This is a genomic window from Acidovorax sp. NPDC077693 (assembly GCF_044542805.1).
Lineage (GTDB): Bacteria > Pseudomonadota > Gammaproteobacteria > Burkholderiales > Burkholderiaceae_C > Acidovorax.
In genome coordinates, this window is the sequence record NZ_JBITVD010000005.1 from 300,562 (window position 1) to 326,330 (window position 25,769).

Sequence of the window (25,769 nt, forward strand, 5' to 3'; positions counted from 1 at the left end):
CCTGGCGGCAAGCTGCTGCTACCCCGGCAGCGCGATGCTCTGCGCGAAGTGGAAGAAGTTGGTCGGGTCGTACTGCGCCTTCACCTTGCGCAGCCGCGGGTAGGCCGGGCCCCAGTAGGCGTCGGCGAAGTTCTCCAGGCTGCCGTCGGGGTAGTTCTGGTAGACGTGGCCGTTGAGGAACGGCTTGACCAGCGCCATGAAGCCGTCAAGCCAGGCCTCCATCTGCGCCCGCTCGGCCGGGTTGCGCCAGAACACGTCCACCACCAGGTCGGCATCTGCGCTGCGGTGGATGAAGGCGCTGTCTTCCACCGGGTAGCGGTTGATGGCGCCGCCGTAGGCCTCCAGGTAGGCCAGCGACCAGGTGTTGGGCGAGGTCTTGAAGTAGTCGATGATGCGCTGCCAGTCGGCGGTGCTCAGGCGCGCGCTGATGTAGCCGCTGGCCTTGGACTCGGCCACGCCATTGGGCAGGTTGTCGGGCAGGGTGTAGGGGTGGTCTTCGAGCCATGTGTTCATGGCCGGGTAGCTGCCGGTCTTGTCCACCAGCAGCTTCGCACTGGGGACGGCCAGCAGCGGCGCGATGGCCGCCAGGCCCGCATCGCGCGGTCCGGTGTACATGCCCTGCACCATGTACACGGGCACGCCGTTCTGGTAGCCGAGGTTCATCATGTAGCCCAGCGCATCGGGCGCGCCGGTCTTCATGAAGTCGCGCTGCATGAGGGTGAGGACTTCGGCGGCATGGGCCTCGTCCCAGCTGATGGCCCAGGCCCAGACGTCGTCCAGGCGCACCATGCGGTAGGTCACCTGCAGCAGCACGCCGAAGTTGCCGCCGGTGCCGCCGCGCATCGCCCAGTACAGCTCGGGGTTTTCGGCCGCGCTGGCCAGCACGATCTTGCCGTCGGCCAGCGCCACGCGGAAGGATTCCACCATGTCGCTCTGGATGCCGAAGGCCCGCGAGGTGTAGCCGAAGCCGCCGCCCTGTACGAAGCCGCCCACGCGCACATTGCCGCAGGCGCCGGTGGGCACGTGCCAGCCGGTGCCCCTCATGGCGCCGTTGAAGGTGTCGAAGTCGGTGCCGGGCAGCACATGCACGCGCCGGGCCAGCGGGTCGAGCGTGACGCCCGAGATGCCGCTCAGGTCGATCACCATGCCGCTGTTGACCGAGTAGCCTGCCGTGCTGTGGCCGCCGCTGCGCACCGCCACCCACAGCCGGTACTTGCGCGCCACGGCCAGGCATTCGAGCACGTCGCCTTCGCACACGCAGTAGACGATGACCTGGGGGTAGGCCTGGAACGCGGGGTTCGACTCCTGCCGGTCCTTGTCGTAGTTGCGGTCCGACGGCAGCACCACGCGCCCGACGATGTTGTATTCGAGTTCGGCGATGGCCTCCCACGAGATGGCTTCACCGGCGCCGTCGCCGGCAACCACGGCGGCCGTGTTCAATGCGGCGTGTGACCTGAAAAGTGCGATGCGTTCGTCCTTGGCATGACGGGCAGGGCTCTTGCGATGGGGCATGGCGAACTATCCTCCAGAGTGAAAGGGAGCCCCGTGTTTATCGCAGGCCGTGGGTTTTGACCAGTGCTGAATGACCGCTGTTGCCCGCGCAGTGCATGCGAGGGGTCGGCAGGCCGCCGGGCACGGCGGCCGCCCCCCGACACGCAGCCCGTAGGGAGGCCGCAGCAACGCAGGTCAGGACGACGACAGCGCCAGGTCGCCGGTGTTGCGCCGCAGGCAGAACTTGCCGCCCTGCTTGCCGCTGTACATGGCCGCATCGGCGAGCTTGAGCAGGCCCACGGCGTCGTTGCTGTCCTCCGGCGCCAGCGCGTAGCCGATGGTCAGGCCCACCTGCACCTGCAACTGGCCCAGCGAGAACGGCGAGCGAAAGGCATCGAGCAGCTTGAGCCCGAGCTCGTGGGCTTGCTGCGCATTGCCCAGGTCGCCCGTCATCACCACGAACTCGTCGCCGCCCAGGCGCGCCACCACGTCGCTTTGCCGCAGGTGGCCCTGCAGGCGGCGCGTGACGGCCACCAGCAGCTCGTCGCCCACATCGTGGCCGTGCCGGTCGTTGACGGGCTTGAAGCCGTCGAGGTCCATCACGTACACCGCCAGCAGCTTGTCGGGGCCGCACCGGGGCAGGGCCGAGGCCAGCGCGATGTTCAGCCCGCGCCGGTTGGGCAGCCCGGTGAGCGGGTCGGTGTGGGCCAGGGAGCGCATGGCATCGCGTTCGCGGTTGGCGTCGATGGCCTCGGTGCGCAGCGCCTTGGTGCGCACCCCCAGCACCCGCATGAACAGCAGCATGTCCAGCGTGGCGCCGAAACCGAACGAGTGCATGGTCCAGAAGTTCACCGGCACCCAGCCGCGGATGACGCCGATCACCGTGGCGGTGGCGGCAAAGTAGATCAGCCAGGCCAGCAGCAGGCTGGTGCCCACCGGGTCGCCCTGCCGCGCGCGGCGCACGGCGCCGGGGATGCCCATGAGCGCCGGGACCAGCCCGAGGATGCTCACCACGGCGGCGATGGCCGCGGTGCTCAGCACGTCCAGCGCATGCACCACGGCCAGCAGCGCGCACAGCACCGCGCCGGCCCGCATGGCGCGCAGCAGCCGGCTTTGCGGCCGGTGGCCCACGAGGGCCTGGCTGATGAAGAGGAACGACCCGCAGGTGGCCATCAGCGCCGACAGGCCTGCGGCATGCAGCTCGAGCCAGATGTTGTCCTGCCAGAGGTACTGCGATCCCAGGCCGAACAGGTGCAGCGAAAAGAGCGTGCTGCCGGTGATGAGCAGCGCGTACTGCAGGAACAGGATGTCCCGCAGGTTGATCCACTGCGCCAGGCTGTAGATCAACAGGCACAGCGCCAGGCCGGTCAGGATGCCCTGCAGCATCTGCTCGTTCATGGCGGCGCTGTGCCATGCGGTGGGCTTGTTGAGCGTGATGGGCAGCACCATCGCGCCGGTGGTCTCCACGCGCAGCAGCAGGTCGTAGTGGTGGCCTGGCTGCATCAGGAGCGGCAGGGCATGCGTGCGGGTGCGCAGCGGGCGCTGCGAGAACGGCTGCAGGCTGCCGAGCGTGGCCTGCTGGGTCACGTGGCCCCCATGGGTCAGGTAGACCTCGATGCGCTGCAGCACGGGGTAGTCGATGTCCAGCACCCAGGTGCCGTCGGAGCTGGGCGCCACGCTGACCGGCACGCGCACCCACACTGCGTCGGTGCGCACGCCCAGCGTTCCGCTGCTGCGCGGGGGCGCGGCGAACTCGGCGGTGCGCCGCATGACGTCGTCCACCGACAGCACGCGCGACGCGTCGTTCAGGATGGTGACGGCGGGCCAGGCTTCGTGCGAGTGCACCTCGTCGCGCAGCAGGATGCGGCTGTCGTGACCGTTGCCGTCGCCCTGCGCCCAGCTGCCGTGGCACCCCACCGACAGCCACACCAGAACGCAGCCCATCATCCAGCGCCTGAGGAGGGCCGGCAACCGTTGCCACGGCAGCAAGAGGGGGACGGTGCGCATGGTGTGGATCGACGCTTGGGCAGTATAGGAGGCAGCAGGGTCGCGGGGTTGCAGGTGGTGTGGCTGTCTCGTTCAGGTGGCCGGCGCCAGGTCGTTGCGGCCACGGCGTACCGTGCGCTTGCCGTCTTGCTTGCCGGCGTACATGGCTGCATCGGCCAGGCGCAGCAGCACCTGCGGGTCTGCGCCGTCCAGCGGCGCGATGGCATAGCCTGCCGTGAGCCCCACGTGCAGCCGCAGGTGGCTCAGGCTGAACGGCTGCTCGAAGGCACGCAGCAGCGCCTGGCCCAGCTCATGCGCCTGCTGCGGTGTTTCCAGGCCCTGCGCCATGATGATGAACTCGTCGCCGCCCATGCGGGCCACCATGTCCGAGTGGTGGCGCACGCTGCGCTGCAGGCGGTGGCCCACGGCCACCAGCAGGTCGTCGCCGACGTCGTGGCCGTGCGCATCGTTGACGGGTTTGAACCCGTCCAGGTCCATGAGGTAGAGCGCCACCAGCCGCTGCTCGGAGCACTGCGCCAGCGCGGAATGCAGCGCATGCTGCAGGCCGCGCCGGTTGCTCAGGCCGGTGAGGTGGTCGGTGTGGGCCAGCGAGCGCATCAGATCGCGCTCCTGCATGGCTTCCACGGCGCGTGCCTGGGCCGCGTTGGCGCGCAGGCCCAGCACGCGAAAGAAGAGCAGCATGTCCAGCGTGGCGCCGAACTGGAACGAATGCAGCGTCCAGAAGTTCGCGGGCACCCAGCCCTGGACCAGGCACACCATGACCGCGGCGGCGACGCCGAAAGCGACCCATGCAGCCAGCAGGGTGGCGCCGATCGGGTCCCCGCGCCGCACCCGCGTGATGGCCGCGGGCAGGCTGATGAGTGAGGGCAGGGCACCCGCCAGGCTCATGTAGGCAATGCCGATGGGCACGCTCACCCAGCCGAGCACGAGCGCGGCGCACACCGCGGCGGTGATCGCCGCGCCCGCCCGCATGGTGCGCGCGTACCGGCTGTGCGGTGTGTCGCCGGCCAGCGTGTGGCCCAGGAACAGGAACGAGCCCGCCAGGGCCATCAGCCCGGCTGCCAGGCCCGCATACCGGCCCATCCAGAGATTGTCGGGCCACAGGAACTGGGCGCCCAGGCCGAAGAACTGCAGCGAAAAAATCGCGCTGCCCAGCACCACCAGCGCATAGAAGCCGAACATCCGGTCGCGCTGCGTGACCCACTGGACCAGGCTGTACGCGAGCAGGAAGAACGCCAGCCCGTTGAGCAGGCCCTGCAGCATCTGCTCGCTCAGGGCTGCATGCATCTGATAGGGCATCTCCCCCACCGTGATGGGCAGGATCAGCGGCCCCGTCGCCTGCACCCGGATCAGCAGGTCGTACGGTTGCCCGGGCTGCAGCTCGAACGCCATCGCAGGGGTGCGGCTGGACAGCTGCCCCTCGCCCGGCTGGCGGGTGCGCAGTCTCTGGATCACCTGGCCGCCGCGGGTCAGGTAGATCTCGGCCTGCAGCGAGCTGTAGCCCAGATCCACCACCCAGGGCGTGCGCGGGGCCTCGGGCGCAATGACGGGAATGCGCAGCCACATCGCGGCCTTGTGCACACCCAATGATCCCCCACGCCGGGCGGGCGCCTCGAACGCGTCCAGGCGTTCCAGCATGTCCTCGGCCGTGAGGCTGTACGTGGGGTCGGCCTGCAGGGTGATGGCTTCCCACGCATTCACCTGGGGCCGGGCCTGCGTCAGCACCAGGGGCGCGTCAGCCCGTGCCTGCAGGGGCACGGCCATGGGTGCGAGCAGCCACAGCAGGGTGAGTGCCAAGCCGCGATGCGCGCGCCAGAGCCGGGCCGGGAGCAGGAGGGCATGGAGCAACAGGTGCATCAGTGGGGAGGCCCTGGTTACGCGGGTCGCTGCGCCTGCGCGGAGCCCGTGGCCTGCGCCTTCTGGGTCCGGCCCAGGCCCAGGCTCCAGCTGCCGTGCGTGGTGAGGCGGTCTTCCAGGCGGTTGAGCCAACGGGGTGCGTTGGGGTCGTCGCTCCAGCTGTGGACCACGTCGTCGACTTGGTTGAGCAGCGCGGTCGGCAATTGCAAGGGCCGTGTCTGGCTCATGAGCACCCGGCTCATGAAGTGGTAGCCCAGCACGCGGGTGAGGGCGCGGACTATCGAGAACCGGGGCATTGCCAGGCGCACCACCGCATCGAGCACGCGCGCCGCGATCAGCACCACCCAGAACAACAGCGCCGATGGCCAGGGCACGGGCTGGGTCAGTCCCAGGTCGCTGGCCGTGTCGCGCCCGCACAGGTAGCGGGTCATGAGCTGGGGGAAGGGTTTGACGATGTCCCACGGCAAAGCCTTGGCCATGGTCTGCATCAGCGCCTGGCCCAGGGCCGGGCGGGGATCGGGGCTGATCGGGTCTGCACGCCCGCGCGCCTGCATCTGCGCCATCAGCACCTGGCCTTGCTCCATGGTGTCGACCATCAGCGAGCGTTCGATGCCCAGGACGTGGCCCACCACGTTCCAGGCATGCAGGTAGGCTTCTTCCTCGTGGCGCGGCAGTCCGATGCCCAGCTTGTGCAGGCTGCGCAGGAACACATAGCCGAAGGTCAGCAGCGTGTAGGCCAGCTCTTCCTGGTTGCAGGGCAGGCCGTCATCGGCCACGTCCCAGCCGCGCGCATGCAGCATCTGGAACATGGTGACGCCGCGGCCGCCGCTGGCGGGCAGCGGCGTGGGCGCGATGGCGCTGGCATCGCCCGCTTTCAGATGGTCCACGGCACGCTGCGGGCTGCCGTGCAGGATGAGGTTGCGGATGGTGGCGTGGATGAGCCGCACCTTCAGCACCTGCGCCACGCCCGCACCGCGTTCGCTCAGGCCGCCGTGCATCATCACCGGAAAGATCATGGCGGCGGTGGAGCGTATGCGGTATTCGGTGTTCTGCTCCAGCTGCCCGGCGGTGTGCAGCACGGCCGACAGGTCGGGGATCACGTAGCACTCGGGCAGGCTGGCGCAAAACAGCAGGATGCACGACAGCGCGCCGTGCTCCATGAACAGCTTTTCGGCGCGCTCGATCTGGCGGGCGTCGGCCCAGTCGGGCAGCACCTGGGCGGTGCGTACATAGTGGTTCAGCGCATCGGCCATGGCCTGGTCCACATAGCCATCGGCCGGCTTGCCGCCCACGGTGCCATGCACCGGGCCCACCGCAATCGTCCACTGCGCGATGCCCGCGTTGTCGGCCCATTGGCCCAGCAGGATGTTCACCGTGTCCAGGCGCTTCCATTGCTCGGCATCGGCATCCACCATGCCGGGGGGCCAGGGGCCGAGCATGTCGGCAATGGTCTGGTCGGCCAGCGGGTCGGCGTGGTGCTGCATGCCGGCCAGTTCGGCGTCGGGAAGCGGGAAGTGGCGGGAGTTCGTCATGGTGGCTGTCTTCATGCTGCGGCTTCTGTGGGGGTGCGCCAGCGCTGGAATCCGGCCATGGCGCACAGCAACGGTATGCCCATGGCAAACGGGGCGATCGAGCGGATCTCCACCGGGTTGCCCAGGACCATCTGGAACACCATGCCGGACGCGTAGATGGCCAGCGGGACCAGCGCGTGGCGCCGCAGGAAGGGGCTCACGGGCTGCAGCGGGCGGCGGCGCACCGACAGGCGAAAGCTGAAGATGATGCAGAAGGCGACGAACACCCAGCCGAAAAAGCCCTGCACGGTCTCGCCGAACCAGGCGCCGTCGGTCTTGGCCATGATCCAGGCCTTGAGCGTGTAGACGAGGTAGGGGTCGGCGCCCAGGTCGAACGCGGTGACGATCATCGCGGCCAGGAACGACAGCATGGCCGCATTGCCGAGCCCCGGCGCGCCGTCCACTGGCGACTGCCACACGATCAGGTTGCTGATCACGTAGCCTGCGTAGGTGAGCGAGAACCACATCATGGGGATGACGATGGGCACGTTGACGAGCCGGGCCCCCAGCACATCGGTGTAGGTGTAGTGCCCGAAGAACCAGCCGTGCGTGCTGCCCATCTGCTCGGCGAACCAGCCCAGGCTCACCGCGATCAGCACGAACTGCAGCGCCGGGCGGGCGCCGAGCAAATGGGTGGCACTGGCCCAGCAGCACGCGAACATGAGCACCGACGCAGTGACGATGGCAATGGTGGTGTCGTTGTGCGTGCGCAAGGCCGTGACCACCAGGAATGCCGCGAGCAACGCGAAGGTCACCGCGGGCAGTCGGGCAGTCAGGGGAGTCTTTGCAGGCATGTGGGGTGTATCACGCTGTAACAAACCCCCAGTGTAGAGGATGCGCCCGTGATTCGCGCCCCTTGTTTTTGCAGAAACCTCAGTGCCTTTTCGGTACTTTTGCGGGCCGTTTTGGTGTTATATCAGCGTCACACCGTGGCGGCTCAGCGCATCACGGGGTCAGGGCTTTCAGCGAAGCGAGATTGAGCAAGGAGGCCTCGATGGCCGCCGCGGTGGCCACCGGCTGCTCCATCGGGAACAGGTGGCTGCCGTCCAGCATCATCGTGCGGCCCTGCGTGATGCGCAGGGTCAGGGCCATGCCCACCTGCTTCATCTCTTCGGAGTCGCGCCCGCCGATGAAGGCGGCGGGGCACTGCAGCGGGTGCGCGGCCAGCAGCCGGCCCAGGTTGTGCGGCAGCGTGTTGTAGATGGCGGTTTCCACCGCGCGGTCGAACCCCAGGATGCGCTTGCCATCGTGGTCCACCAAGCCGTGGGTGACGTAGTCGTGCAACACCTCCGGGTCCCAGCGCGCGAACGCCTTTTTCTTGCGAAAGTGTTCCAGCGCCTCGTCGTTGCTGGCCCAACTGAAGCGGCGCTGCCGGCTGATCTTGCCCGGCGAGATCGAGCCCACCACCTGCGTGCGTTTGGCCACGTCGACGGCATTGGCCTTCCAGCCGCCCAGCAGCGGCGAGTCGATCAGGAGCACGCCCCGCACCAGCTCGGGGTGGCGCGCGGCAGCCATCACGCTCAGAAAGCCGCCGAGCGAATGCCCCACCAGAAACACCGGCTGGCCCAGGCGCTGCACCTGCGGCGTGGCGAAGTCGGCCAGCTGCTGCACCAGGTGCGGCCAGTTGTTGGTGACGGGGTACTGCGCTTCGTGGCCGTACCGCTCCACGGCATGCACCTCGAAGCCGCGGGCCTTCAGGTGCTGGAAGAGGACGCGGTAGGTGCACGCCGGAAAGCTGTTGGCGTGCGAGAAAACGATGGGGAGCATGGAGGTACGCGCAGGGAGCAAGGGCTGCAGCCGGCACCCCGGGCGGGGCGGGCGGGGCAGGTCAGATGAGCTTGTCCAGGTGGTTGGTGATCTTCTTGAGCGGCTTGCTGCGCGCAGGGTTCACCATGATGGGAACGTTGGTGGCACCGCCGCCCCAGGCCGGGTCCTCGATGCTGTCGAACACCTCGCGCAGCTTCTGGCCCCAGTTGTCGTGCAGCATGCGGAAGTACGGGTTGTTCTCGTCGATGCAGACCACCTTCTCGGTGGAGAAGCGGTCGACCTCGTAGACCACCAGGTCCAGCGGCAGTCCCACCGACAGGTTGGACTTGAGCGTGCTGTCCATGGACACCAGCGCGCACTTGGCGGCTTCGTCCAGCGGCGTTTCGGGCGTGAGTACGCGGTCGAGCACGGGTTTGCCGTACTTGGACTCGCCCACCTGGAAGTACGGCGTCTCGGACGTGGCCTCGATGAAGTTGCCGGCCGAGTAGACCTGGAACAGGCGCATGCCCTCGCCCTTGATCTGGCCGCCGAACACCATCGACACATTGAAGTCGACGCCCGAGCGCTTGAGCGCCAGGCCGTCGCGCTCGTGCACATGGCGCACCGCAGCGCCCAGCACGCGGGCGGCGTCGAACATGCTTTTGGCGTTCCAGATGGAGATGGTCTCGCCCGAGTCCCCGTCCTTGAGCTGCTCGGTCTGCAAGATTTCGCGCACCGATTGGGAGATGGACAGGTTGCCGGCCGACAGCAGCACCATGAAGCGGTCGCCCGCCTTCTCATAGACCATCATCTTGCGAAAAGAACTGATCTGGTCCAGGCCGGCGTTGGTACGGGAATCGGACAGGAAAACCAGCCCGGCGTTGAGTTTGATGGCGACGCAATACGTCATGGAGCAGATGGTGGGTCTAGGGTGGGGGAACCCGCAAGTTTAGTCCGGCTTGCGCTCCAGGTTGGTGCATGGCCCGTGCAAGGCCCTGCGCGCCGCACGGCGCTGGCGCAGTTTTGAGTGGATTGCTATTGAAATAATAGCTGGCAGCGCACGCCAGGCATGCGGCAGGTGGCATTTACACTCAATTGGCCAGCATCTTCTTGAGTTGGTAAAGCGCGTCCAGCGCCTCGCGCGGGCTCAGCTGGTCGGGGTGGATGCCCGCCAGGGCTGCTTCGATGGGGCTGGCGCCCGCGCCCTCGGGGGCCTCCGGCGTGGCGAACAAATCCACCTGCAGATCGTTTTCGCCCGCACGCTCTTCCAGCGCGGCCAGGGCATGGCGGGCGTGGTGCAGCACGGGGGACGGCATGCCCGCCAGCTTGGCCACCTGGATCCCGTAGCTGCGGCTGGCGGGGCCGGGCTGGATCTCGTGCAGAAAGACGATGTCCGCGCCGGACTCGGTGGCGCTCACGTGCATGTTGATGGCGTGGCGTGCCTTGGCGGGCAGCTCGGTCAGTTCGAAGTAGTGCGTAGCGAACAGCGCGAACGCGCGCGTCTTGTCGTGCAGGTGCGTGGCGATGCCGCTGGCCAGCGCCAGGCCGTCGAAGGTGCTGGTGCCGCGGCCGATCTCGTCCATCAGCACCAGGCTGTGCGGCGTGGCGGCGTGCAGGATCTGCGCGGCCTCGGTCATCTCCAGCATGAAGGTGGACTGCGCGTTGGCCAGGTCGTCCGCCGCGCCGATGCGGGTGTGGATCGCGTCGATGGGGCCCAGGCGGCAGTGCGATGCGGGCACGTGGCTGCCCATGCAGGCCAGCAGCACGATCAGCGCCACCTGCCGCATGTAGGTGCTCTTGCCGCCCATGTTGGGGCCGGTGATGATCTGCATGCGCGTGTTGGCGTTCAGGCGCGTGTGGTTGGCGATGAAGCTGCCGCTGGATGTCTCGGCCAGGCGCGCCTCCACCACCGGGTGGCGGCCGTTTTCGATCTCGATGCAGGGCTCGGGCACGAACTGGGGCGCGCACCAGTTGAGCGTGAGCGAGCGCTCGGCCAGGGTGCACAGCACGTCCAGCGCGGCCAGGGCCTGGGCCAGTCGGGTGAGGGCGGGCACGTGGGGCTGCAGCTGGTCCAGGATCTGCTCGTACAGCCACTTCTCGCGCGACAGGGCGCGCTCGTTGGCCGACAGTGCCTTGTCTTCGAAGGTCTTGAGTTCGGGCGTGATGAAGCGTTCGGCGTTCTTCAGCGTCTGGCGGCGGCGGTAGTCGTCGGGCACCTTGTCCACATGGCTGCTGGTGACCTCGATGTAGAAGCCGTGCACCTTGTTGAACTGCACGCGCAGGTTGGGGATGCCGGTGCGGGCTTTCTCGCGGGTTTCCAGGTCGAGCAAGAAGGCATCGCAGTTGGTCTGGATGGCGCGCAGCTCGTCGAGTTCGGTGTCGAAGCCGCTGGCGATCACACCGCCGTCGCGCACCAGGGCCGCAGGCTCCTCGTCGATGGCCGCGCACAGCAGCGCGGTGCAGCCCTCGGGCGGGTGCAGGTGGCTGAAGATTTGAATCAAATAGGGCTCTGGTGCTTGCCCGGAAAGCGCAAGGTGCTCTGATTTTTGTAGCGTCTTGCACAGGGCGACCAGCTCGCGCGGGCGCACCTGGCGCAGGGCGATGCGGGCGGTGATGCGCTCCACATCGCTCACGCCCTTGAGTTCGCCGCGCAGCAGGGACCACGGGCCGCTGCCCCCGCCGGCACCCGCGTCGCCGCGCAGCGCCGTCGTGGCCGACAGGCGCTGGCGCGCCTGGTCGCGGTCGCGCTGGGGCTCCAGCAGCCAGGTCTTGAGCAGGCGGCTGCCCATGCCGGTCATGCAGGTATCGAGCAGCGAGAACAGGGTGGGCGCGTCGTCGCCGCGCAGCGTCTTGACGAGTTCGAGGTTGCGTCGCGTGGTGGCCGGCAGGTCGATCAGGTCGTCGCCGCGCTGCACCTGCACGCTGTGCACGTGCGTGAGCGTGCGGCCCTGCGTGTGCTCGGCATACGCCAGCAGCCCGGCGGCGGCGGCGTGCGCTTCGCCCAGGTCCTGCGCGCCCCAGGCCTGCAGGCTGGCGGCGCCCAGGTTCTCCAGCAGCTTGCGCTCGCCCAAGGCGCTGTCGAACTGCCAGTCGGGGCGCAGGCTGATCGGGCAGGTGAAGGCGCCGCCCTGGCGCAGCACCTGCAGTTGCTGCTCGAAGCGCTCGGTCACGCCGGCGCTGTAGATCAGCTCGCTCGGGGCCACGCGCGCCAGCCAGCCGCCCAGTTCGTCGTGCGCGCATTCGGCCAGGTACACGCGGCCCTGGGTCACGCTCAGCCAGGCCAGGCCGCAGCGCGCGCGGGGCGCCTGGTGCACGGCCATGAGCAGCGATTCGGATTTGTCGGACAGCAGTTCGGTGTCGGTCAGCGTGCCGGGCGTGACCACGCGCACCACCTTGCGCTCCACCGGTCCCTTGGCCGCGCCGACCTCGCCCACCTGCTCGGCAATGGCCACCGACTCGCCCATCTTGATCAGGCGCGCCAGGTAGGTCTCCAGCGCATGGAAGGGCACGCCTGCCATCAGCACCGGCTGCCCGCCCGACTGGCCGCGTTGCGTGAGCGTGATATCGAGCAGGCGCGAGGCCTTCTCGGCGTCCTGCCAGAAGACTTCGTAGAAGTCGCCCATGCGGTAGAGCAGCAGCGTGTCGGGGTACCCGGCCTTGAGCGTGAGGTACTGCTGCATCATGGGGGTGTGGTGCTCGAACGTGTCGGACATGCAGGGGCGTGCTCTTGAAATGAGGCGTGGACTGTAGCAGTTCACCCCTGGGGTTTCCCCTCACGCGGTTACATGTCTGTTTGTCATGGCGTTACGTTTTGACATACTCTTGCCTGTATGCTGTGCCATGGCCTGGCGCAGTGGCCGCCACGGCTTTGCAACCGGCTGCTGTGCGCGCGCAGGCCCCTTTCCTTCAGAGGTTTCAGACCGACCGTGATTTCGTCCGAACTGCTGACCGACCTTCTTGCTCCCGCTGGCGAAGGGGCCATCGAGCCCATGGCGCAGGCGCGCCTGCAGGCCCTGGTGGATGCGGTGCCGGTGGCGCTGATGGAGTTCCGGCTGCAGGGCGGCCGCCTGCTGCTGCTGGCCGCCAACGCCGCCGCGCGCCGCATGCCGGGGCTCGGTGCGGTGCGCCACCCCGGTGCGGATGCCAGCGAGGTGTTCGACCTGCTGGCCGGCACGCAGCTGCTGGACCAGCTGCACGGCGTCGTGCGCGTGGGGGCGCCGCTGGAGTGCCGCCAGGTGGTGCGCGAAGCCGGGCGCCTGCTGCTGGCCTGGGACCTGTCCGCGCGCCGCGTGACCACGGACTGCATCGTCGTCACGGTGCGCGACGCCACCGAGGCCGAGACCTTGCGTGCCGCGCTGGCCAACGCCGAGCACGCCCTCGAAGAAGTGCGCCGTGAGCTGCGCGAGCAGACCGACGTCTTCAACACCATGGAAAGCCTGGCCCGCGCAGGGCACTGGCGCCGCATCGAGGACCCGGGCGAGACCGTGCTGCTGTGGTCGCCCGGCCTGTGCAACATCGCCGGCTTCGAGCAGCAGGAGTGGGTGGATCCCGAGCGCGCCGTGAGCGGCATCCTGCCCGAGGACCGCGGCGTGTTCGACAAGGTGCGCGAGCGCGGCCAGGGCCTGGATGTGGAGTACCGCTGGCGCCGGCCCGATGGCGAGGTGCGCTGGATGCGCTCGCGCGTGCAGCGCACGCTGCCGCGCGACGGCGTGCAGGTGGTGATGGGCGTGGTGCAGGACGTGACGGACGAGCACCGCGCGGCCGAACAGCTGCGCGAGCAGCTGCTCTTCATCCAGCGCATCGCCAGCCGCATCCCCGGCTTCATCTACGAATACCGCCTGCATGCCGACGGCAGCACCAGCGTGCAGTACATCAGCGACGCGGTGCGCGAGTTCATGGGGGTGGAGCCGCACGAGGTGACGGCCGACCACGAGGTGCTGATGCTGCGCGTGCTGCCCGAGGACCTGCCGCATGTGCAGAGGTCCGCCATCACCTCGGTGCGCAAGCTCGTGCCCTGGCAGTGCGAATACCGCGTGCGCATGCCCGACGGCAGCATCCGCTGGCACATGACCAACGCCATACCGCACCGCGAGCCCGACGGCTCGGTGGTGTCCCATGGCTTCACCATGGACATCACCGACCGTAAGCGCGCAGAGCAGGAGATCGAGCGCCTGGCCTTCTACGACGCGCTCACCGGCCTGCCCAACCGCCGCCTGCTGCTGGACCGCCTGCAGCGCTCCATCGCTGCCTGCCAGCGCACCAGGAACCTGGGCGCCCTGCTGTTCATCGACCTCGACAATTTCAAGGACCTCAACGACACCCTGGGCCACGACATGGGCGACCAGCTCTTGTCCCAGGTGGCCGCCCGCCTGGTGGGCAGCGTGCGCGAGGCCGACACCGTGGCCCGCTTTGGCGGCGACGAATTCGTCGTCATGCTCGAAGCCCTGGCCCCGGACCTGGCCGAAGCCGCCACCCAGGCCGAGACCGTGGCCGAGAAACTGCTGGCCCACCTGAACCAGCCCTTCGAACTCGACGGCGCCCAGCACTACAGCACCCCCAGCATCGGCATCACCCTCTTTGGCGACGAACGCCTGTCGGTGGACGAACTCTTGAAGCGCGCCGACCTGGCCATGTACCAGGCCAAGGCCGCAGGGCGCAACACGCAGCGCTTCTTCGACCCCGACATGCAGGCGGCGGTCAACGCCCGCTCCAACCTGGAAGCCGACCTGCGCCAGGGGCTGGCGCGGGGCGAGCTGCTGGTGCACTACCAGCCCGTGGTCGACCACCAGGCGACCCTGATGGGGGCCGAAGCGCTGGTGCGCTGGCGCCACCCCCAGCGCGGCATGATCAGCCCGGGCGACTTCATCCCGCTGGCCGAGCAGACCGGGCTCATCCTGCCGCTGGGCCAGTACGTGCTGCAGACCGCCTGCGCGCAGTTGCAGCGCTGGGGCCAGCACGTCGAGACGGCGCACCTGTCGATCTCGGTGAACGTGAGCGCCCGCCAGTTCCGCCAGCCCGGCTTCGTGGCCGAAGTGCTGCAGACCCTGAGAGAGCACGGGGCGGACCCCCGAAGGCTCAAGCTCGAGCTCACCGAAAGCCTGCTGCTGGGGGACATCGAAGACACGATCGCGCGCATGGTGCAGCTCAAGAGCGAAGGCGTGGGCTTTGCGCTGGATGACTTCGGCACCGGCTATTCATCCCTGTCCTACCTCAAGCGGCTGCCGCTGGACCAGGTGAAGATCGACCAGAGCTTCGTGCGGGACGTGCTGTCGGACCCGAACGACGCGGCGATCGTGCGGACGATTTTGGCGCTGGCCAAGAGCCTGGACCTGGAGGTGGTGGCCGAGGGGGTGGAGACGACGGGGCAGCTGGGGTTCTTGCGGCTGCACGGGTGCGAGGGGTTCCAGGGGTATTTGTTCGGGCGGCCCGGGCCGGTGGAGGACATCGATGCCTTTTTGTTTGCCACACGCTGAGACTGCGCAGCGCACACCAGGGCGATGGCGGGCTTGTGCGCCCGGCGCCGAATCGCACGGCGGCTGGGGATCGCCCCGCCGTGGTGCGCATCCACCAGCGGCCAGGGGCCCGGTGTGAAGCGCGCGGGCGGAGGTGTCGGCATGTTCCTGGACAAGGTGCTCGATAGCAATGCCCCCGGCAAGCGGGGCCTGGCCCTGGTGGCCGTGCTGGCCATGTTCGGCGCGTGGCTGGTGGTGCAGGGCGTGGTGCACTGGCGCGCGGGCGAGCGCGACGACGACCGCTCCCGCCAGCTGCAGCAGACCTCCGACCTGCTGATCAGCCAGACCACCGGCGGCAGCATGCTCGGGGCCGTGTCGCTGCTGGGCCTGAGCGAGCCGCTGCTCAAGGACATGGCCACCGGCAAGCTCCCGCCCGACCACCCGGAAGCGCTGGCCAGGCTGGGCGTTGCGCGCGGAAGGTTCCTGGTGCATGGCGTGTACGTGATGTCGGTCGACGGGACGGTGGTGGCCCACGAGACGGCCGGCGCCCGCTCCACCGGCATCAACCTGGGTTTCAGGCCGTACTTCCAGCAGGCGGTGGAGGGTGCGGTCAGCGTCTACGCCGCCATCGGCAGCAACTCGCAGGAGCGCGGCCTGTACTACGCCGCCCCCCTGTACGACCGCGATACGCCGGCCAGCTCCATCATCGGGGTGGTGATGTTCAAGGTGGGCTTCGAGGCGGTGGATGAGTTGCTCAGGCGCTCCGAGCTGCCTTCGGTGCTGCTGTCTCCACAAGGCGTGGCGTTTGCGTCCACCCGGCCCGAGTGGCAGTTTGCGGTGGCGCCGCCGCTCACGCAGGCGCGCATCGATGCGATCCGGGCCACGCGCCAGTTCGGCCATCTTTTCGAGAACGGCGTGGCGTCCGCGCTGCCGTTCTCCACCGACGCGAAGGAGGTGCAGCTCAACGGCGTGACCTATGCGCTCAGCCGCAGCAGCATCGACTGGAAGGACCCGGGCGGCCCCTGGCAGCTGGTGGTGCTGGACGACATCAGCGCGCTGATGTCGCCCACGCAGCGCATCCAGGTCGGCGGCGCCACGTTCGTGCTGCTGTTCCTGCTGGGCCTGCTGCTGCTCGATCTGTTGCGCAGCCGTGCGCGCGTGGCGGCGGCGCTGGAGCGCTTTCGGCTGCTGGGCGCTGCGCTGCAGAGCAGCCCGGTGTCGGTGGTGATCACCGACGGGGACGGGCGCATCGACTGGGTCAACACGCAGTACGAGCGCAACACGGGCTATTCGCTGGCCGAGGTGCGGGGCAAGAAACCGTCCATCGTGGCCAGCGGCCAGACGCCCGCGCAGACCTACCAGGCGATGTGGTCCACGCTGCTGTCAGGCCGCTCGTGGCAGGGGCATTTCGTGAACCGCCGGCGCGACGGCAGCACCTACCACGACGAGGCCACGCTGTCGCCGGTGCTCGACGAGAACGGCAAGCGCATCGGCATCGTGGGCCTGCATGAAGACGTCTCCGAGCGCATCCAGTCGCACAAGGAACTGGAGCGGCGCGAACGCCTGCTCAACGAGCTGCTGGAGCAGCAGACCGCCATCTTCGACAACGCCCCGCCCATCCTGCTGGTGTGCGACGGGCACTTCCGGCAGTTCAACCCGTCCTTCGTGGAGCTGATGGGCGGCGAGGCGTCGGAGCTGCTGGGCATGGGCATGTCGCGGCTGTTCGGCACGCCCGCGGGTGCCGAGCAGTTCTTCGCGCGCGTGGGGCCGGGCCTGGCCGCGGGCGAGGCGCTGCGCGAGACGGCCACCTTGAGCCGCCTGGACGGCAGCAGCTTCGAGGCACGCCTGGCCGGACGCAGCCTGCAGATGGAGGGCTTCAAGGCCGCGTCGATCTGGGTGATCGAGGACGTGAGCGAGCAGCGGCGCGCCGAGCTGGCCGTGCAGCAGGCCCGCGACCGCCTGGAGATGGCGCAGGAGGCCGGCAAGATCGGCGTGTTCGACATCGACCTGATGACCGACCAGGTGCTGTGGAGCGAAAAGCTGGTGTCCATGCTGGGCCTGCCGCCGGGCGACCAGTTGCGCAGCCGGCACGACTGGACGGAGCGCCTGCACCCCGAGGACCGCGACCGCGCCCTGGCGTACTTTGCGCAGTGCCTGGCCAGCGGCAACACGGACCTGCGCGACTCGTGGCGCATCGTGCGGCCCGACGGCGAGGTGCGCTGGTTCCTGTCGGCCGCGCGCATCTTCCGCGATGCGGCCGGCCAGGCCGTGCGGGTGGTGGGCGTCAACGTGGACATCCACGACCAGAAGCTGCTGGAGGCCCAGGTGGCCGAGCAGCTCGACTTCCAGCAGGCGCTCATCGACGCGATCCCGGTGCCGCTGTTCTACAAGGGGGCGGACGGCCGCTACATCGGCTTCAACCGCGCCTACGAGCAGTCGTTCGGCGTGCAGCGCGAGACCCTGATCGGCAAGACGGTGATGGACCTGACCTTCCTCCCCCAGAGCGAGCGCGCGCAGTTCGACGATGACGCACAGGAGGCGCTGCACGGCGTGCAGTCGGTGCACAAGGAGGTGGACATGCCGTACGCCGACGGCAAGATCCACCACACGCTGTTCTGGCTGCATGGCTTCTCGCGCCCGGACGGATCGCCGGGCGGCGCCATCGGCACCTTCGTCGACATCACCGACCGCCAGCGCGCCGAGGAGGACCTGCGCCGCGCCAAGGAGCTGGCCGAGGAGTCCACCGCGCTCAAGTCGAACTTCCTGGCCAACATGAGCCACGAGATCCGCACGCCCATGAACGCGATCATCGGCATGTCGCACCTGGCGCTCAAGTCGGGCCTGTCACCCCGCCAGCACGACTACGTGAGCAAGATCCAGCAGGCCGGCCAGCACCTCTTGGGCGTGATCAACGACATCCTCGACTTTTCCAAGATCGAGGCGGGCAAGCTCACGGTCGAAAAGCAGCCCTTCGTGCTCGACCGCATGCTCGAGAGCGTCTCGGACGTGGTGGGCTACAAGGCGGGCGCCAAGGGGCTGGAGCTGGTGTGCGACGTGGCCTGCGACGTGCCGCCCAACCTGGTGGGCGATTCGCTGCGGCTGGGGCAGATCCTCATCAACTTCGCCAACAACGCCATCAAGTTCACCGACGCCGGCGAGATCAGCATTGCCGTGCGGCTGCTGGAGGCCGCGGGCCACCGCGTCATGCTGCGCTTTGAAGTGCGCGACACCGGCATCGGGCTCACGCCCGAGCAGATGGGCCGGCTGTTCCAGAGCTTTCAGCAGGCCGACACCTCCACCACCCGCCGCTACGGCGGCACGGGCCTGGGCCTGGCGATCTGCAAGAGCCTGGCCGAGCTGATGGGCGGCGAGGTCGGGGCCGAGAGCACGTTCGGCAAAGGCTCCACGTTCTGGGTGTCGCTGCCGCTGGAGCGGGGCGCGCCGGCCCGCGTGCTGCTGCCGCCGCCCGACCTGCGCGGGCGCCGCGTGCTGGTGGTGGACGACAACCAGACCGCGGCCACCGTGCTGTCCGACATGCTGCTGGCCATGGGGTTCGAGGTGGACCAGGCCCATTCCGGGCTGGAGGCGCTGGAGCGCCTGCGCGAGTCGATGGCGCAGCGCCGCCCGTTCGGCCTGCTGCTGCTCGACTGGCACATGCCGGGCATGGACGGCGTGGAGCTGGCCGGCCACATCCGCGGCCTGGGCATGGCCGAGGTGCCCAAGATGCTGATGATCACCGCCTACGGCCGCGAGGACGTGATGCGCGCAGCGCGCTCCCAGGGCATCGAGACGGTGCTCATCAAGCCGGTCAACGCATCGCTGCTGTTCGACACGCTGATGCAGCCCCAGGAGCATTCCACCTTCAGTGCGCGCCGCCTGGTCACCCCGGCGCCCGCCGCCGAAGAGCTGCCGCTGGCGATCCGCGGCGCCTGGGTGCTGCTGGTGGAGGACAACGAACTCAACCAGATGGTGGCGGTCGAGCTGCTGCAGGAAGCGGGCTTTGCGGTGGATGTGGCGGAGAACGGCCAGGCCGCCATCCAGTGCATCGAACGCAAGGCCTACGACGTGGTGCTGATGGACATGCAGATGCCCATCATGGACGGCGAGACCGCCACGCGCCAGCTGCGCAGCAACCCGCGCTTTGCCCGCCTGCCCATCGTGGCCATGACCGCCAACGCCATGGAGGCCGACCGCCAGCGCTGCTTTGCCGCGGGCATGAACGACCATGTGGCCAAGCCCATCGAACCGGCCGCGCTGTGGGCGGCGCTGACCCGCTGGATACGGCCGCGCCCCGGCCTGGGCCAGGCGCTGTCACCGGAGGCGGTGACCGACGGCCTGCAGGACCCGGCGGCCGCCTTGCCCGCCGACGCTGCACCCGTACCGCCGCCCGCGGTGCCCGGGCTGGACACGGCCCTGGGCCTGCAGCGCGCCCTGGGCAAGCCTGGGCTCTACGCCGAGATGCTGCGGCGCTTCGCGCAGGGGCAGGCCACGGTGCTGGAGGACCTGCAGCAGGCCCTGGCCGTGGGCGACGTGGTGCTGGCCGAGCGGCTGGCCCACACCCTGCGCTCGGTGGCGGCCAACATCGGTGCGCAGGGGGTGGCCGACCAGGCCCAGCTGCTGGAGCAGGCGCTGCGCAGCGGCCAGCGGGGCGACGGCGTGACCGGCGCGCTGGTGCCACTGGCCACGGCCCTGCAGCCGCTGCTGCAGGCGCTGCAGGCCTGGGCGCAGCAGGCGGTGGCGCCACGCCCTGCGGCCAGCACGCCGGCAGCGGTTGGGGGCGTTCCTGCGCTGTCTGCGGGAGATGCCCTACAGCGATTTCGCACGCTGCTGGAGCAGGATGACCCTGCAGCGACCGAGTTTTTGCAACACAATGTCTCTGTGCTGAAGTCCGTGTTGGGACCGGCCTTCGCGCACGTGGAGGTTCACACCCTCAACTTCGACTTCGAGCAGGCCTTGGGGGCGATGGCGACGGTGCCGCACCCCGAACACCCCGCTGCCCTTTGACACCGGGCAGAGCACTACGCAGGACCCGACTCCATGGACCACGCGCCTTTTGCCCCCCAGCAATCCGCACTCGTCGACAAGCCGATCGCGACGGTGCTGGTGGTGGACGACACGCCCGACAACCTCACCCTGATGGGCAGCCTGCTGCGCGAGCACTATCTGGTGAAGGTGGCCAACCATGGCGAGAAGGCGCTGAAGATCGCGCAGTCGAGCACGCCGCCCGATCTGATCCTGCTGGACATCATGATGCCGGAGATCGACGGCTACGAGGTCTGCCGCCGCCTGAAGGCCGCGCCCGCCACGCGCGACATCCCGGTGATCTTCCTGACCGCGCGCTCGGACCCCAACGACGAGCGCATGGGCCTGGCGCTGGGGGCGGTGGACTACATCACCAAGCCCATCAGCCCGCCCATCCTGCTGGCGCGGGTGAACACGCACCTGGCCCTGAAGGCCACGGCCGACTTCCTGCGCGACAAGAGCTCGTACCTGGAGCGCGAGGTGGCCATGCGCACGCTGGAGGTGCAGGCCATCCAGGACGTGACCATCATGGCCATGACCTCGCTGGCCGAGACGCGCGACAACGAGACCGGCAACCACATCCGCCGCACGCAGCTGTATGTGAAGACGCTGGCGGAGCGGCTGCGCAACCACCCGCGCTTCGAGCATGCGCTGACCGACCGCATGATCGAGCTGCTGTACAAGTCGGCGCCGCTGCACGACATCGGCAAGATCGGCATCCCGGACGCCATCCTGCTCAAGCCGGGCAAGCTCACGGTCGAAGAGTTCGAGATCATGAAGACCCACACCACGCTGGGCCGCAACGCCATCCAGGAGGCCGAGCGCCGCCTGGGCATGCGCGTGGCGTTTCTCAGCGTGTCCAAGGAGATCGCTTACAGCCACCAGGAGAAGTGGGACGGCTCGGGCTACCCCGAGGGCCTCAAGGGCGAAGAGATCCCGGTGTCGGCCCGCCTCATGGCCGTGGCGGACGTGTACGACGCACTGATCAGCAAGCGTGTCTACAAGCCCGCGTTCTCCCACGACCAGGCCTGCAACACCATCGTGCGGGGCAAGGGCACGCATTTCGACCCGGACATGGTGGATGCGTTCGTGGACATCGCGGAGGACTTCCGCAACATCGCCCAGAAGTATCCGGACCCGGGCTGAAGGCTGACGTTCGACGTTCGACGGCTGACCGCTGCGGGCTGCGGGCTGCGGAGCGCCACCGGGGCGGTGGGCCCCTGGCGCTGGCGCCCGACCAGCGTCCTCAGGCCTCCCGGCTCACAACACCGGCATCAGAACGGCGCGTCGTCGCCCTTGGCGCTGCGGTCCTTGCCTGCGGTGCTGTCCTCGTGGCCTTCATCCGCATCGTCCGCTGCGGCGGGCTCTTGCGCATCGACCGGATCGGCACCGCTGCCGCCGTCCGCCAACGCGGCCTGGCGCACTGCGGCCTTGTCGCCAGCGCCGGCGAACTTGCTGTACTTGCCCAGGATGGGCACCAGTTGGCCGTAGATGCGCGGGTTGCCGGCCAGGCACTCGCGCTGCTCCAGAAAGTCCGCCTCGCCCGTGAAGTTGCCCACCAGGCCGCCGGCCTCGGTCACCAGCAGCGAGCCCGCAGCCACGTCCCAGATCGACAAGCCGGTCTCGAAGAAGCCGTCGGTGAAGCCCGCGGCCACATAGGCCAGGTCCAGCGCCGCGGCGCCGGGGCGGCGCAGGCCGGCGGTGCGCTGCATCACGTCGGCCATCATGTTCAGGTAGCTCTTGAAGTTGTCGCCCGGGCGGAAGGGGAAGCCGGTGGAGATCAGGCAGTCCTTGAGCTGGGTGCGCTTGCTCACGCGGATGCGGCGCTCGTTCAGGTAGGCGCCGCGGCCCTTGGTGGCGGTGAACAGGTCGTTGCGGCTCGGGTCGTACACGACGGCCTGCTCGACCTTGCCCCTCACGGCCAGCGCGATGCTGACGCAGTAGACGGGAAAGCCGTGGATGAAGTTGGTGGTGCCGTCCAGCGGGTCGATGATCCAGACGAATTCCGAATCCTTGGCGCCGTATTCCGTGCCCGACTCTTCGGCCAGGATGCCGTGGCCGGGGTAGGCCGTGAGCAGGGTCTCGATGATGATCTTCTCGGACGCGTGGTCCACTTCGGTCACGAAGTCGTTGATCTGCTTTTGCGAGATCCGCACCGATTCCACGTCCAGGGCCGCGCGGTTGATGATGGCGCCGGCGGCGCGTGCAGCCTTGATGGCCACGTTGAGCATGGGGTGCAGATTGGACGACATAGATTGTGGTGGTGAGCAGGGCGCCCCGGCACGAAAGAGCGTGGCGGCCTGCGAATCATGAGCGGGTCGGCCCGTCCCGGCGATGCGGGCGGCGACAATGAGGGCGGGATTTTACCCGGACCGCCTTTTTTTGCCTAACGCACGGCTTTTCCGCGCCGTTGCGCTCCAACCCGTTCCTGCGCCATGAAGACCCGTTTTGTCCTGATCAACACCAGCCACGCCGGCAATGTGGGCGCCGCCGCCCGCGCCATGAAGACCATGGGCTTCGACGATCTGGTGCTGGTGGCGCCACGCTGGGCCAACGTGCTGCGGCGCGAGGAAACCATCCAGCGCGCCAGCGGCGCCCTGGACGTGCTGAACAACGCGCGCATCGTCGCCACGCTGGACGAGGCGCTCGACGGCATCAGCCACCTGTGCGCCACTGCCATGACCCCGCGCGACTTCGGCCCGCCCACGGCGGCGCCCCGGGATCACTTCGAGACGCTCCTGAAAAGTGAGCTGGCGGCGCAGTCTGGACAAGCGCCAGATGCCGATCTGGTGTCCACCGCCGGCGGACAGGCTGGCGTGGCCTTTCTCTTTGGCTCCGAGCGCTTCGGCATGGCCAACGAGGACGTCTACCGCTGCCATGTGGCGCTCTCCATCCCGACCAACCCCGGCTTCGGCTCGCTCAACCTGGGCGCGGCCATCCAGGTCATCGCCTACGAATGGCGCCTGGCGCTGGGCGGCTTTGCGGTGCAGGACGCCACCACCGACCGCAGCCTGGCCGACGCCGCCCAGGTGGCCGGCATGCTGGGCCACTGGGAGCAGGCGCTCACGGCCATCGGCTTCCTGGACCCGGCCGCACCCAAGAAGCTCATGCCCCGCCTTAACCAGCTTTTCAATCGCGCGCAGCTCAGCCCCGAAGAAATCCACATCCTGCGAGGTGTCGCCAAAGCCATGATCGAGGCCGGCGGGCCAAAACGATAGACTGTGCGGCCATAAACTCATAACCAGAAGAACCGATGCTCGCCCGACTGCGCTCCGATATCCAGTGCATCCTCGACCGCGATCCTGCCGCGCGCAGCACGTGGGAGGTGATCACCTGTTATCCGGGCTTGCACGCGATCTGGCTGCACCGGCCCGCGCACTGGTGCTGGAACAACGGTCTCAAGTGGCCGGGGCGCTTCATTTCGCACTTTGCGCGCTGGTCCACGGGTATCGAGATCCACCCTGGCGCCAAGATCGGCGAGCGCGTGTTCTTCGACCATGCCATGGGCGTGGTGGTGGGCGAGACCGCCGAGATCGGCGACGGCTGCACCATCTACCAGGGCGTGACGCTGGGCGGCACCTCGCTGTACAAGGGCGCCAAGCGCCACCCCACGCTCGGCCGCGACGTGGTGGTGAGCGCGGGCGCCAAGGTGCTGGGTGGCTTCGAGGTGGGCGACGGCGCCAAGATCGGCAGCAACGCCGTGGTGATCAAGCCCGTGCCGCCGGGCGCCACGGCCGTGGGCATTCCGGCCCGCATCATCCCGTCCAAGGCCGGCGAGAGCGCCGACGTCACCGAACCCCAGCAGGCCCGCAAGTTCACGGCCTACGGCATCACGCAGGAAGACGACCCGCTCTCGCAGGCCATGCGCGGCCTGATCGACAACGCCTCGTCGCAGGAGCACCAGATCGCGCTGCTGTGGCAGGCCATCGAGAAGCTGTCGGCTTCATCGCAGCAGGCCAAGGACTGCGTACCGTGCGATGCGGCGATCAAGGAGCAGTTCGAGGCCGGCAAGTTCAACGAGCTGGTGGGCAAGTAGGCGCCGCCAAACCATCGCGACGCACTGGCACGGTTTGCTATTGAAAATATAGCTGCCAGCGCTTTCTTATCAAGCGGTAGCAGCTATTTTTCTTCGAATGATCTGGCTTGCAACAACCCACTGAGCCGTTCACGCTGAGCTTGTCGAAGCGCAGCGCAGGGCTTCGACAAGCTCAGCCCGAACGGTGGGCGTAGTTCAAAAATGCCGACACATCAATGTGCCGAAACTCAGGCCTGGCGCGGCGCCCGCACCGCGCTTTTGGGTCGGAACGCCTTGCACACTGCATCGTGCGTTTCCAGGTACGGCCCGCCGATCAGGTCGATGCAATAGGGCACGGCCGCGAAGATGCCGGGCACGATCTGCCCGCCCTCGGCGTCCTTCAGGCCTTCCAGCGTCTCGGCGATCGCCTTGGGCTGGCCGGGCAGGTTGATGATCAGGCTCTGGCCGCGGATCACCGCCACCTGGCGCGAGAGGATGGCCGTGGGGACGAACTTCAGGCTGATCTGGCGCATCTGCTCGCCAAAGCCCGGCATCTCCTTGTGCGCCACGGCCAGCGTGGCCTCGGGCGTCACGTCGCGCAGGGCGGGGCCAGTGCCGCCGGTGGTGAGCACCAGGTGGCAGCCTGCCGTGTCCACCAGCTCGATCAGCGTGGCGCTGATGCGCTCCTGCTCGTCGGGGATCAGGCGCGGCTCGAAGGCGATGGGGTTGTGCAGCGCGCGGGCCAGCCAGTCCTGCAGGGCCGGCAGGCCCTTGTCTTCATACACACCGGTGCTGGCGCGGTCGCTGACCGAGACGATGCCGATGCGCACGGCATCGTGCAGCGCGCCGCCCATGCCTGTGGGGGTGTCAGTCATTGCCGTCCTCGTCGCCGTCTTCGTCCAGGTCGCCGTGGTCATCGGCGTCGCCGGCACCGCCGCCCAGGTGCTCGCGCACCAGCTGGAACAGCTCGCGGTACGCGCGGCCCTTGCGCGGCGCCAGGCCTTGGGAGACCTGGACATTGGCCTCCTTGCCTGCGGGCTGGGCATCCTTGCGCGCCTGGCGGATCAGGGCGCGCAGCTGCTGCGTGTCGGTGCCGGGGTGCTCGTCCATCCACTGGGGCAGGGCGTCGTCGTCGGCGATCAGGCGGTCGCGCCACTGCTCGGCCAGGTGCAGGGCCAGCTTGTCGGAGGCCGAGCCAGTGCGCTGCACTTCCAGCGCCTGGCGGGCGGCATCCACCAGCTGGGGCTCGAGCTTGCGCATGAGCTTGCCCACAAACTGCATCTGGCGGCGCTTGCCCTCGAAGTTGGTGATGCGCTTGGCTTCGTTGATGGCATCCACCAGCTTGTCGGGCAGCCCCACGTTGTTGAACAGGTCGGCGCGCAGGCCCAGCAGTTCCTTGCCCAGATCCTGAAGTTCATCGCTCTCGCGCTTCATATCCGTGCGGCTGGCATCCGGCGTGCCTTTGAGTTCGGCCTTGAGTTGAATGTCCAGTTCGCTGCCTTCGGCAACGAACTGGCCTCTCACAAAGTAGCCTTTTTTGGGTTTGCGTGACATGGGGTGGGGGCAAATGGGAGGTGGCGCAGCGCGCGCCACAGCGGCAAGTATCAT

Annotated in this window: 16 protein-coding genes; 5 read left to right on the plus strand and 11 right to left on the minus strand. The window is 68.4% G+C overall.

Translation table 11 applies throughout. From position 1 onward, the window contains the following. Positions 1-18: 18 nt before the first annotated feature. The 8 genes from ACIGHN_RS09105 to mutS form a co-directional block, all read right to left on the minus strand. Positions 19-1,512, minus strand: a complete 1,494-nt coding sequence (locus ACIGHN_RS09105) for an FAD-binding oxidoreductase (RefSeq protein WP_056413080.1) — start codon at positions 1,510-1,512, stop codon at positions 19-21. 174 nt (positions 1,513-1,686) lie between these two features. Then, complete coding sequence (locus ACIGHN_RS09110) at positions 1,687-3,498, minus strand: diguanylate cyclase domain-containing protein (RefSeq protein ID WP_396504098.1); 1,812 nt, start codon at positions 3,496-3,498, stop codon at positions 1,687-1,689. 72 nt (positions 3,499-3,570) lie between these two features. Then, positions 3,571-5,355 carry a diguanylate cyclase domain-containing protein gene (locus tag ACIGHN_RS09115; protein WP_396504099.1) on the minus strand — a complete coding sequence of 595 codons (1,785 nt, stop codon included), beginning with the start codon at positions 5,353-5,355 and terminating at the stop codon, positions 3,571-3,573. Positions 5,356-5,372: 17 nt separating this feature from the next. After that, positions 5,373-6,902, minus strand: a complete 1,530-nt coding sequence (locus tag ACIGHN_RS09120) for an oxygenase MpaB family protein (RefSeq protein ID WP_396504100.1) — start codon at positions 6,900-6,902, stop codon at positions 5,373-5,375. After that, positions 6,899-7,720 carry a carotenoid biosynthesis protein gene (locus ACIGHN_RS09125; RefSeq protein WP_396504101.1) on the minus strand — a complete coding sequence of 274 codons (822 nt, stop codon included), beginning with the start codon at positions 7,718-7,720 and terminating at the stop codon, positions 6,899-6,901. Before ACIGHN_RS09125 ends, ACIGHN_RS09120 begins: the two co-directional genes overlap by 4 nt. A 151-nt stretch (positions 7,721-7,871) precedes the next feature. Further along, positions 7,872-8,693 (minus strand): alpha/beta fold hydrolase, encoded by an 822-nt coding sequence (locus ACIGHN_RS09130; RefSeq protein WP_396504102.1) that lies wholly within the window; start codon positions 8,691-8,693, stop codon positions 7,872-7,874. A gap of 61 nt (positions 8,694-8,754) precedes the next feature. Next, positions 8,755-9,582 (minus strand): proteasome-type protease, encoded by an 828-nt coding sequence (locus ACIGHN_RS09135; protein WP_056413095.1) that lies wholly within the window; start codon positions 9,580-9,582, stop codon positions 8,755-8,757. A 181-nt stretch (positions 9,583-9,763) separates the two neighbouring features. Continuing rightward, positions 9,764-12,385 (minus strand): DNA mismatch repair protein MutS, encoded by a 2,622-nt coding sequence (mutS, locus tag ACIGHN_RS09140; protein ID WP_396504103.1) that lies wholly within the window; start codon positions 12,383-12,385, stop codon positions 9,764-9,766. Positions 12,386-12,598: 213 nt separating this feature from the next. On the opposite strand from mutS, the gene ACIGHN_RS09145 reads away from it, so the two are divergent. The 3 genes from ACIGHN_RS09145 (at position 12,599) to ACIGHN_RS09155 (ending at position 21,292) form a co-directional block, all read left to right on the plus strand. Beyond that, positions 12,599-15,145 (plus strand): putative bifunctional diguanylate cyclase/phosphodiesterase, encoded by a 2,547-nt coding sequence (locus tag ACIGHN_RS09145; RefSeq protein WP_396504104.1) that lies wholly within the window; start codon positions 12,599-12,601, stop codon positions 15,143-15,145. Between the two features lie 141 nt (positions 15,146-15,286). After that, positions 15,287-20,128 (plus strand): PAS domain S-box protein, encoded by a 4,842-nt coding sequence (locus tag ACIGHN_RS09150; protein ID WP_396504105.1) that lies wholly within the window; start codon positions 15,287-15,289, stop codon positions 20,126-20,128. Between the two features lie 33 nt (positions 20,129-20,161). Next, a complete protein-coding gene (locus tag ACIGHN_RS09155; protein WP_396504106.1) occupies positions 20,162-21,292 on the plus strand; it encodes a two-component system response regulator in 1,131 nt (376 codons plus the stop codon). Between the two features lie 128 nt (positions 21,293-21,420). Here the strand turns inward: ACIGHN_RS09155 and ACIGHN_RS09160 are convergent, their stop codons facing one another. Continuing rightward, on the minus strand, positions 21,421-22,398 hold the full coding sequence (locus tag ACIGHN_RS09160) for an inositol monophosphatase family protein (RefSeq protein WP_396504107.1): 978 nt from the start codon (positions 22,396-22,398) through the stop codon (positions 21,421-21,423). 183 nt (positions 22,399-22,581) lie between these two features. Between ACIGHN_RS09160 and ACIGHN_RS09165 the strand changes: the two genes are divergently transcribed. Together ACIGHN_RS09165 and cysE are read left to right on the plus strand one after the other, a co-directional pair. Then, positions 22,582-23,364: an RNA methyltransferase gene (locus ACIGHN_RS09165; RefSeq protein ID WP_396504108.1), complete on the plus strand. Its 783-nt coding sequence runs from the start codon at positions 22,582-22,584 to the stop codon at positions 23,362-23,364. Between the two features lie 35 nt (positions 23,365-23,399). Then, complete coding sequence (gene cysE, locus ACIGHN_RS09170) at positions 23,400-24,182, plus strand: serine O-acetyltransferase (RefSeq protein ID WP_056414910.1); 783 nt, start codon at positions 23,400-23,402, stop codon at positions 24,180-24,182. A gap of 227 nt (positions 24,183-24,409) precedes the next feature. Here the strand turns inward: cysE and mog are convergent, their stop codons facing one another. Then, entirely contained in the window at positions 24,410-25,015 is a 606-nt protein-coding gene (mog, locus tag ACIGHN_RS09175; protein ID WP_396504147.1) for a molybdopterin adenylyltransferase, read from the minus strand. A gap of 13 nt (positions 25,016-25,028) precedes the next feature. After that, positions 25,029-25,715, minus strand: a complete 687-nt coding sequence (yjgA, locus tag ACIGHN_RS09180; protein ID WP_396504109.1) for a ribosome biogenesis factor YjgA — start codon at positions 25,713-25,715, stop codon at positions 25,029-25,031. Between the last annotated feature and the right edge of the window lie 54 nt (positions 25,716-25,769).

Bases quoted from the DNA above. Each gene is read 5' to 3' on its own strand.
- ACIGHN_RS09160 (WP_396504107.1), bottom strand. From the start codon at position 22,398: ATGTCGTCCAATCTGCACCCCATGCTCAACGTGGCCATCAAGGCTGCA.
- ACIGHN_RS09135 (WP_056413095.1), bottom strand. From the start codon at position 9,582: ATGACGTATTGCGTCGCCATCAAACTCAACGCCGGGCTGGTTTTCCTG.
- ACIGHN_RS09120 (WP_396504100.1), bottom strand. From the start codon at position 6,902: ATGAAGACAGCCACCATGACGAACTCCCGCCACTTCCCGCTTCCCGAC.
- ACIGHN_RS09165 (WP_396504108.1), top strand. From the start codon at position 22,582: ATGAAGACCCGTTTTGTCCTGATCAACACCAGCCACGCCGGCAATGTG.
- ACIGHN_RS09105 (WP_056413080.1), bottom strand. From the start codon at position 1,512: ATGCCCCATCGCAAGAGCCCTGCCCGTCATGCCAAGGACGAACGCATC.
- ACIGHN_RS09130 (WP_396504102.1), bottom strand. From the start codon at position 8,693: ATGCTCCCCATCGTTTTCTCGCACGCCAACAGCTTTCCGGCGTGCACC.
- yjgA (WP_396504109.1), bottom strand. From the start codon at position 25,715: ATGTCACGCAAACCCAAAAAAGGCTACTTTGTGAGAGGCCAGTTCGTT.
- ACIGHN_RS09155 (WP_396504106.1), top strand. From the start codon at position 20,162: ATGGACCACGCGCCTTTTGCCCCCCAGCAATCCGCACTCGTCGACAAG.
- mog (WP_396504147.1), bottom strand. From the start codon at position 25,015: ATGGGCGGCGCGCTGCACGATGCCGTGCGCATCGGCATCGTCTCGGTC.
- cysE (WP_056414910.1), top strand. From the start codon at position 23,400: ATGCTCGCCCGACTGCGCTCCGATATCCAGTGCATCCTCGACCGCGAT.
- ACIGHN_RS09110 (WP_396504098.1), bottom strand. From the start codon at position 3,498: ATGCGCACCGTCCCCCTCTTGCTGCCGTGGCAACGGTTGCCGGCCCTC.
- ACIGHN_RS09115 (WP_396504099.1), bottom strand. From the start codon at position 5,355: ATGCACCTGTTGCTCCATGCCCTCCTGCTCCCGGCCCGGCTCTGGCGC.
- mutS (WP_396504103.1), bottom strand. From the start codon at position 12,385: ATGTCCGACACGTTCGAGCACCACACCCCCATGATGCAGCAGTACCTC.
- ACIGHN_RS09150 (WP_396504105.1), top strand. From the start codon at position 15,287: ATGTTCCTGGACAAGGTGCTCGATAGCAATGCCCCCGGCAAGCGGGGC.
- ACIGHN_RS09125 (WP_396504101.1), bottom strand. From the start codon at position 7,720: ATGCCTGCAAAGACTCCCCTGACTGCCCGACTGCCCGCGGTGACCTTC.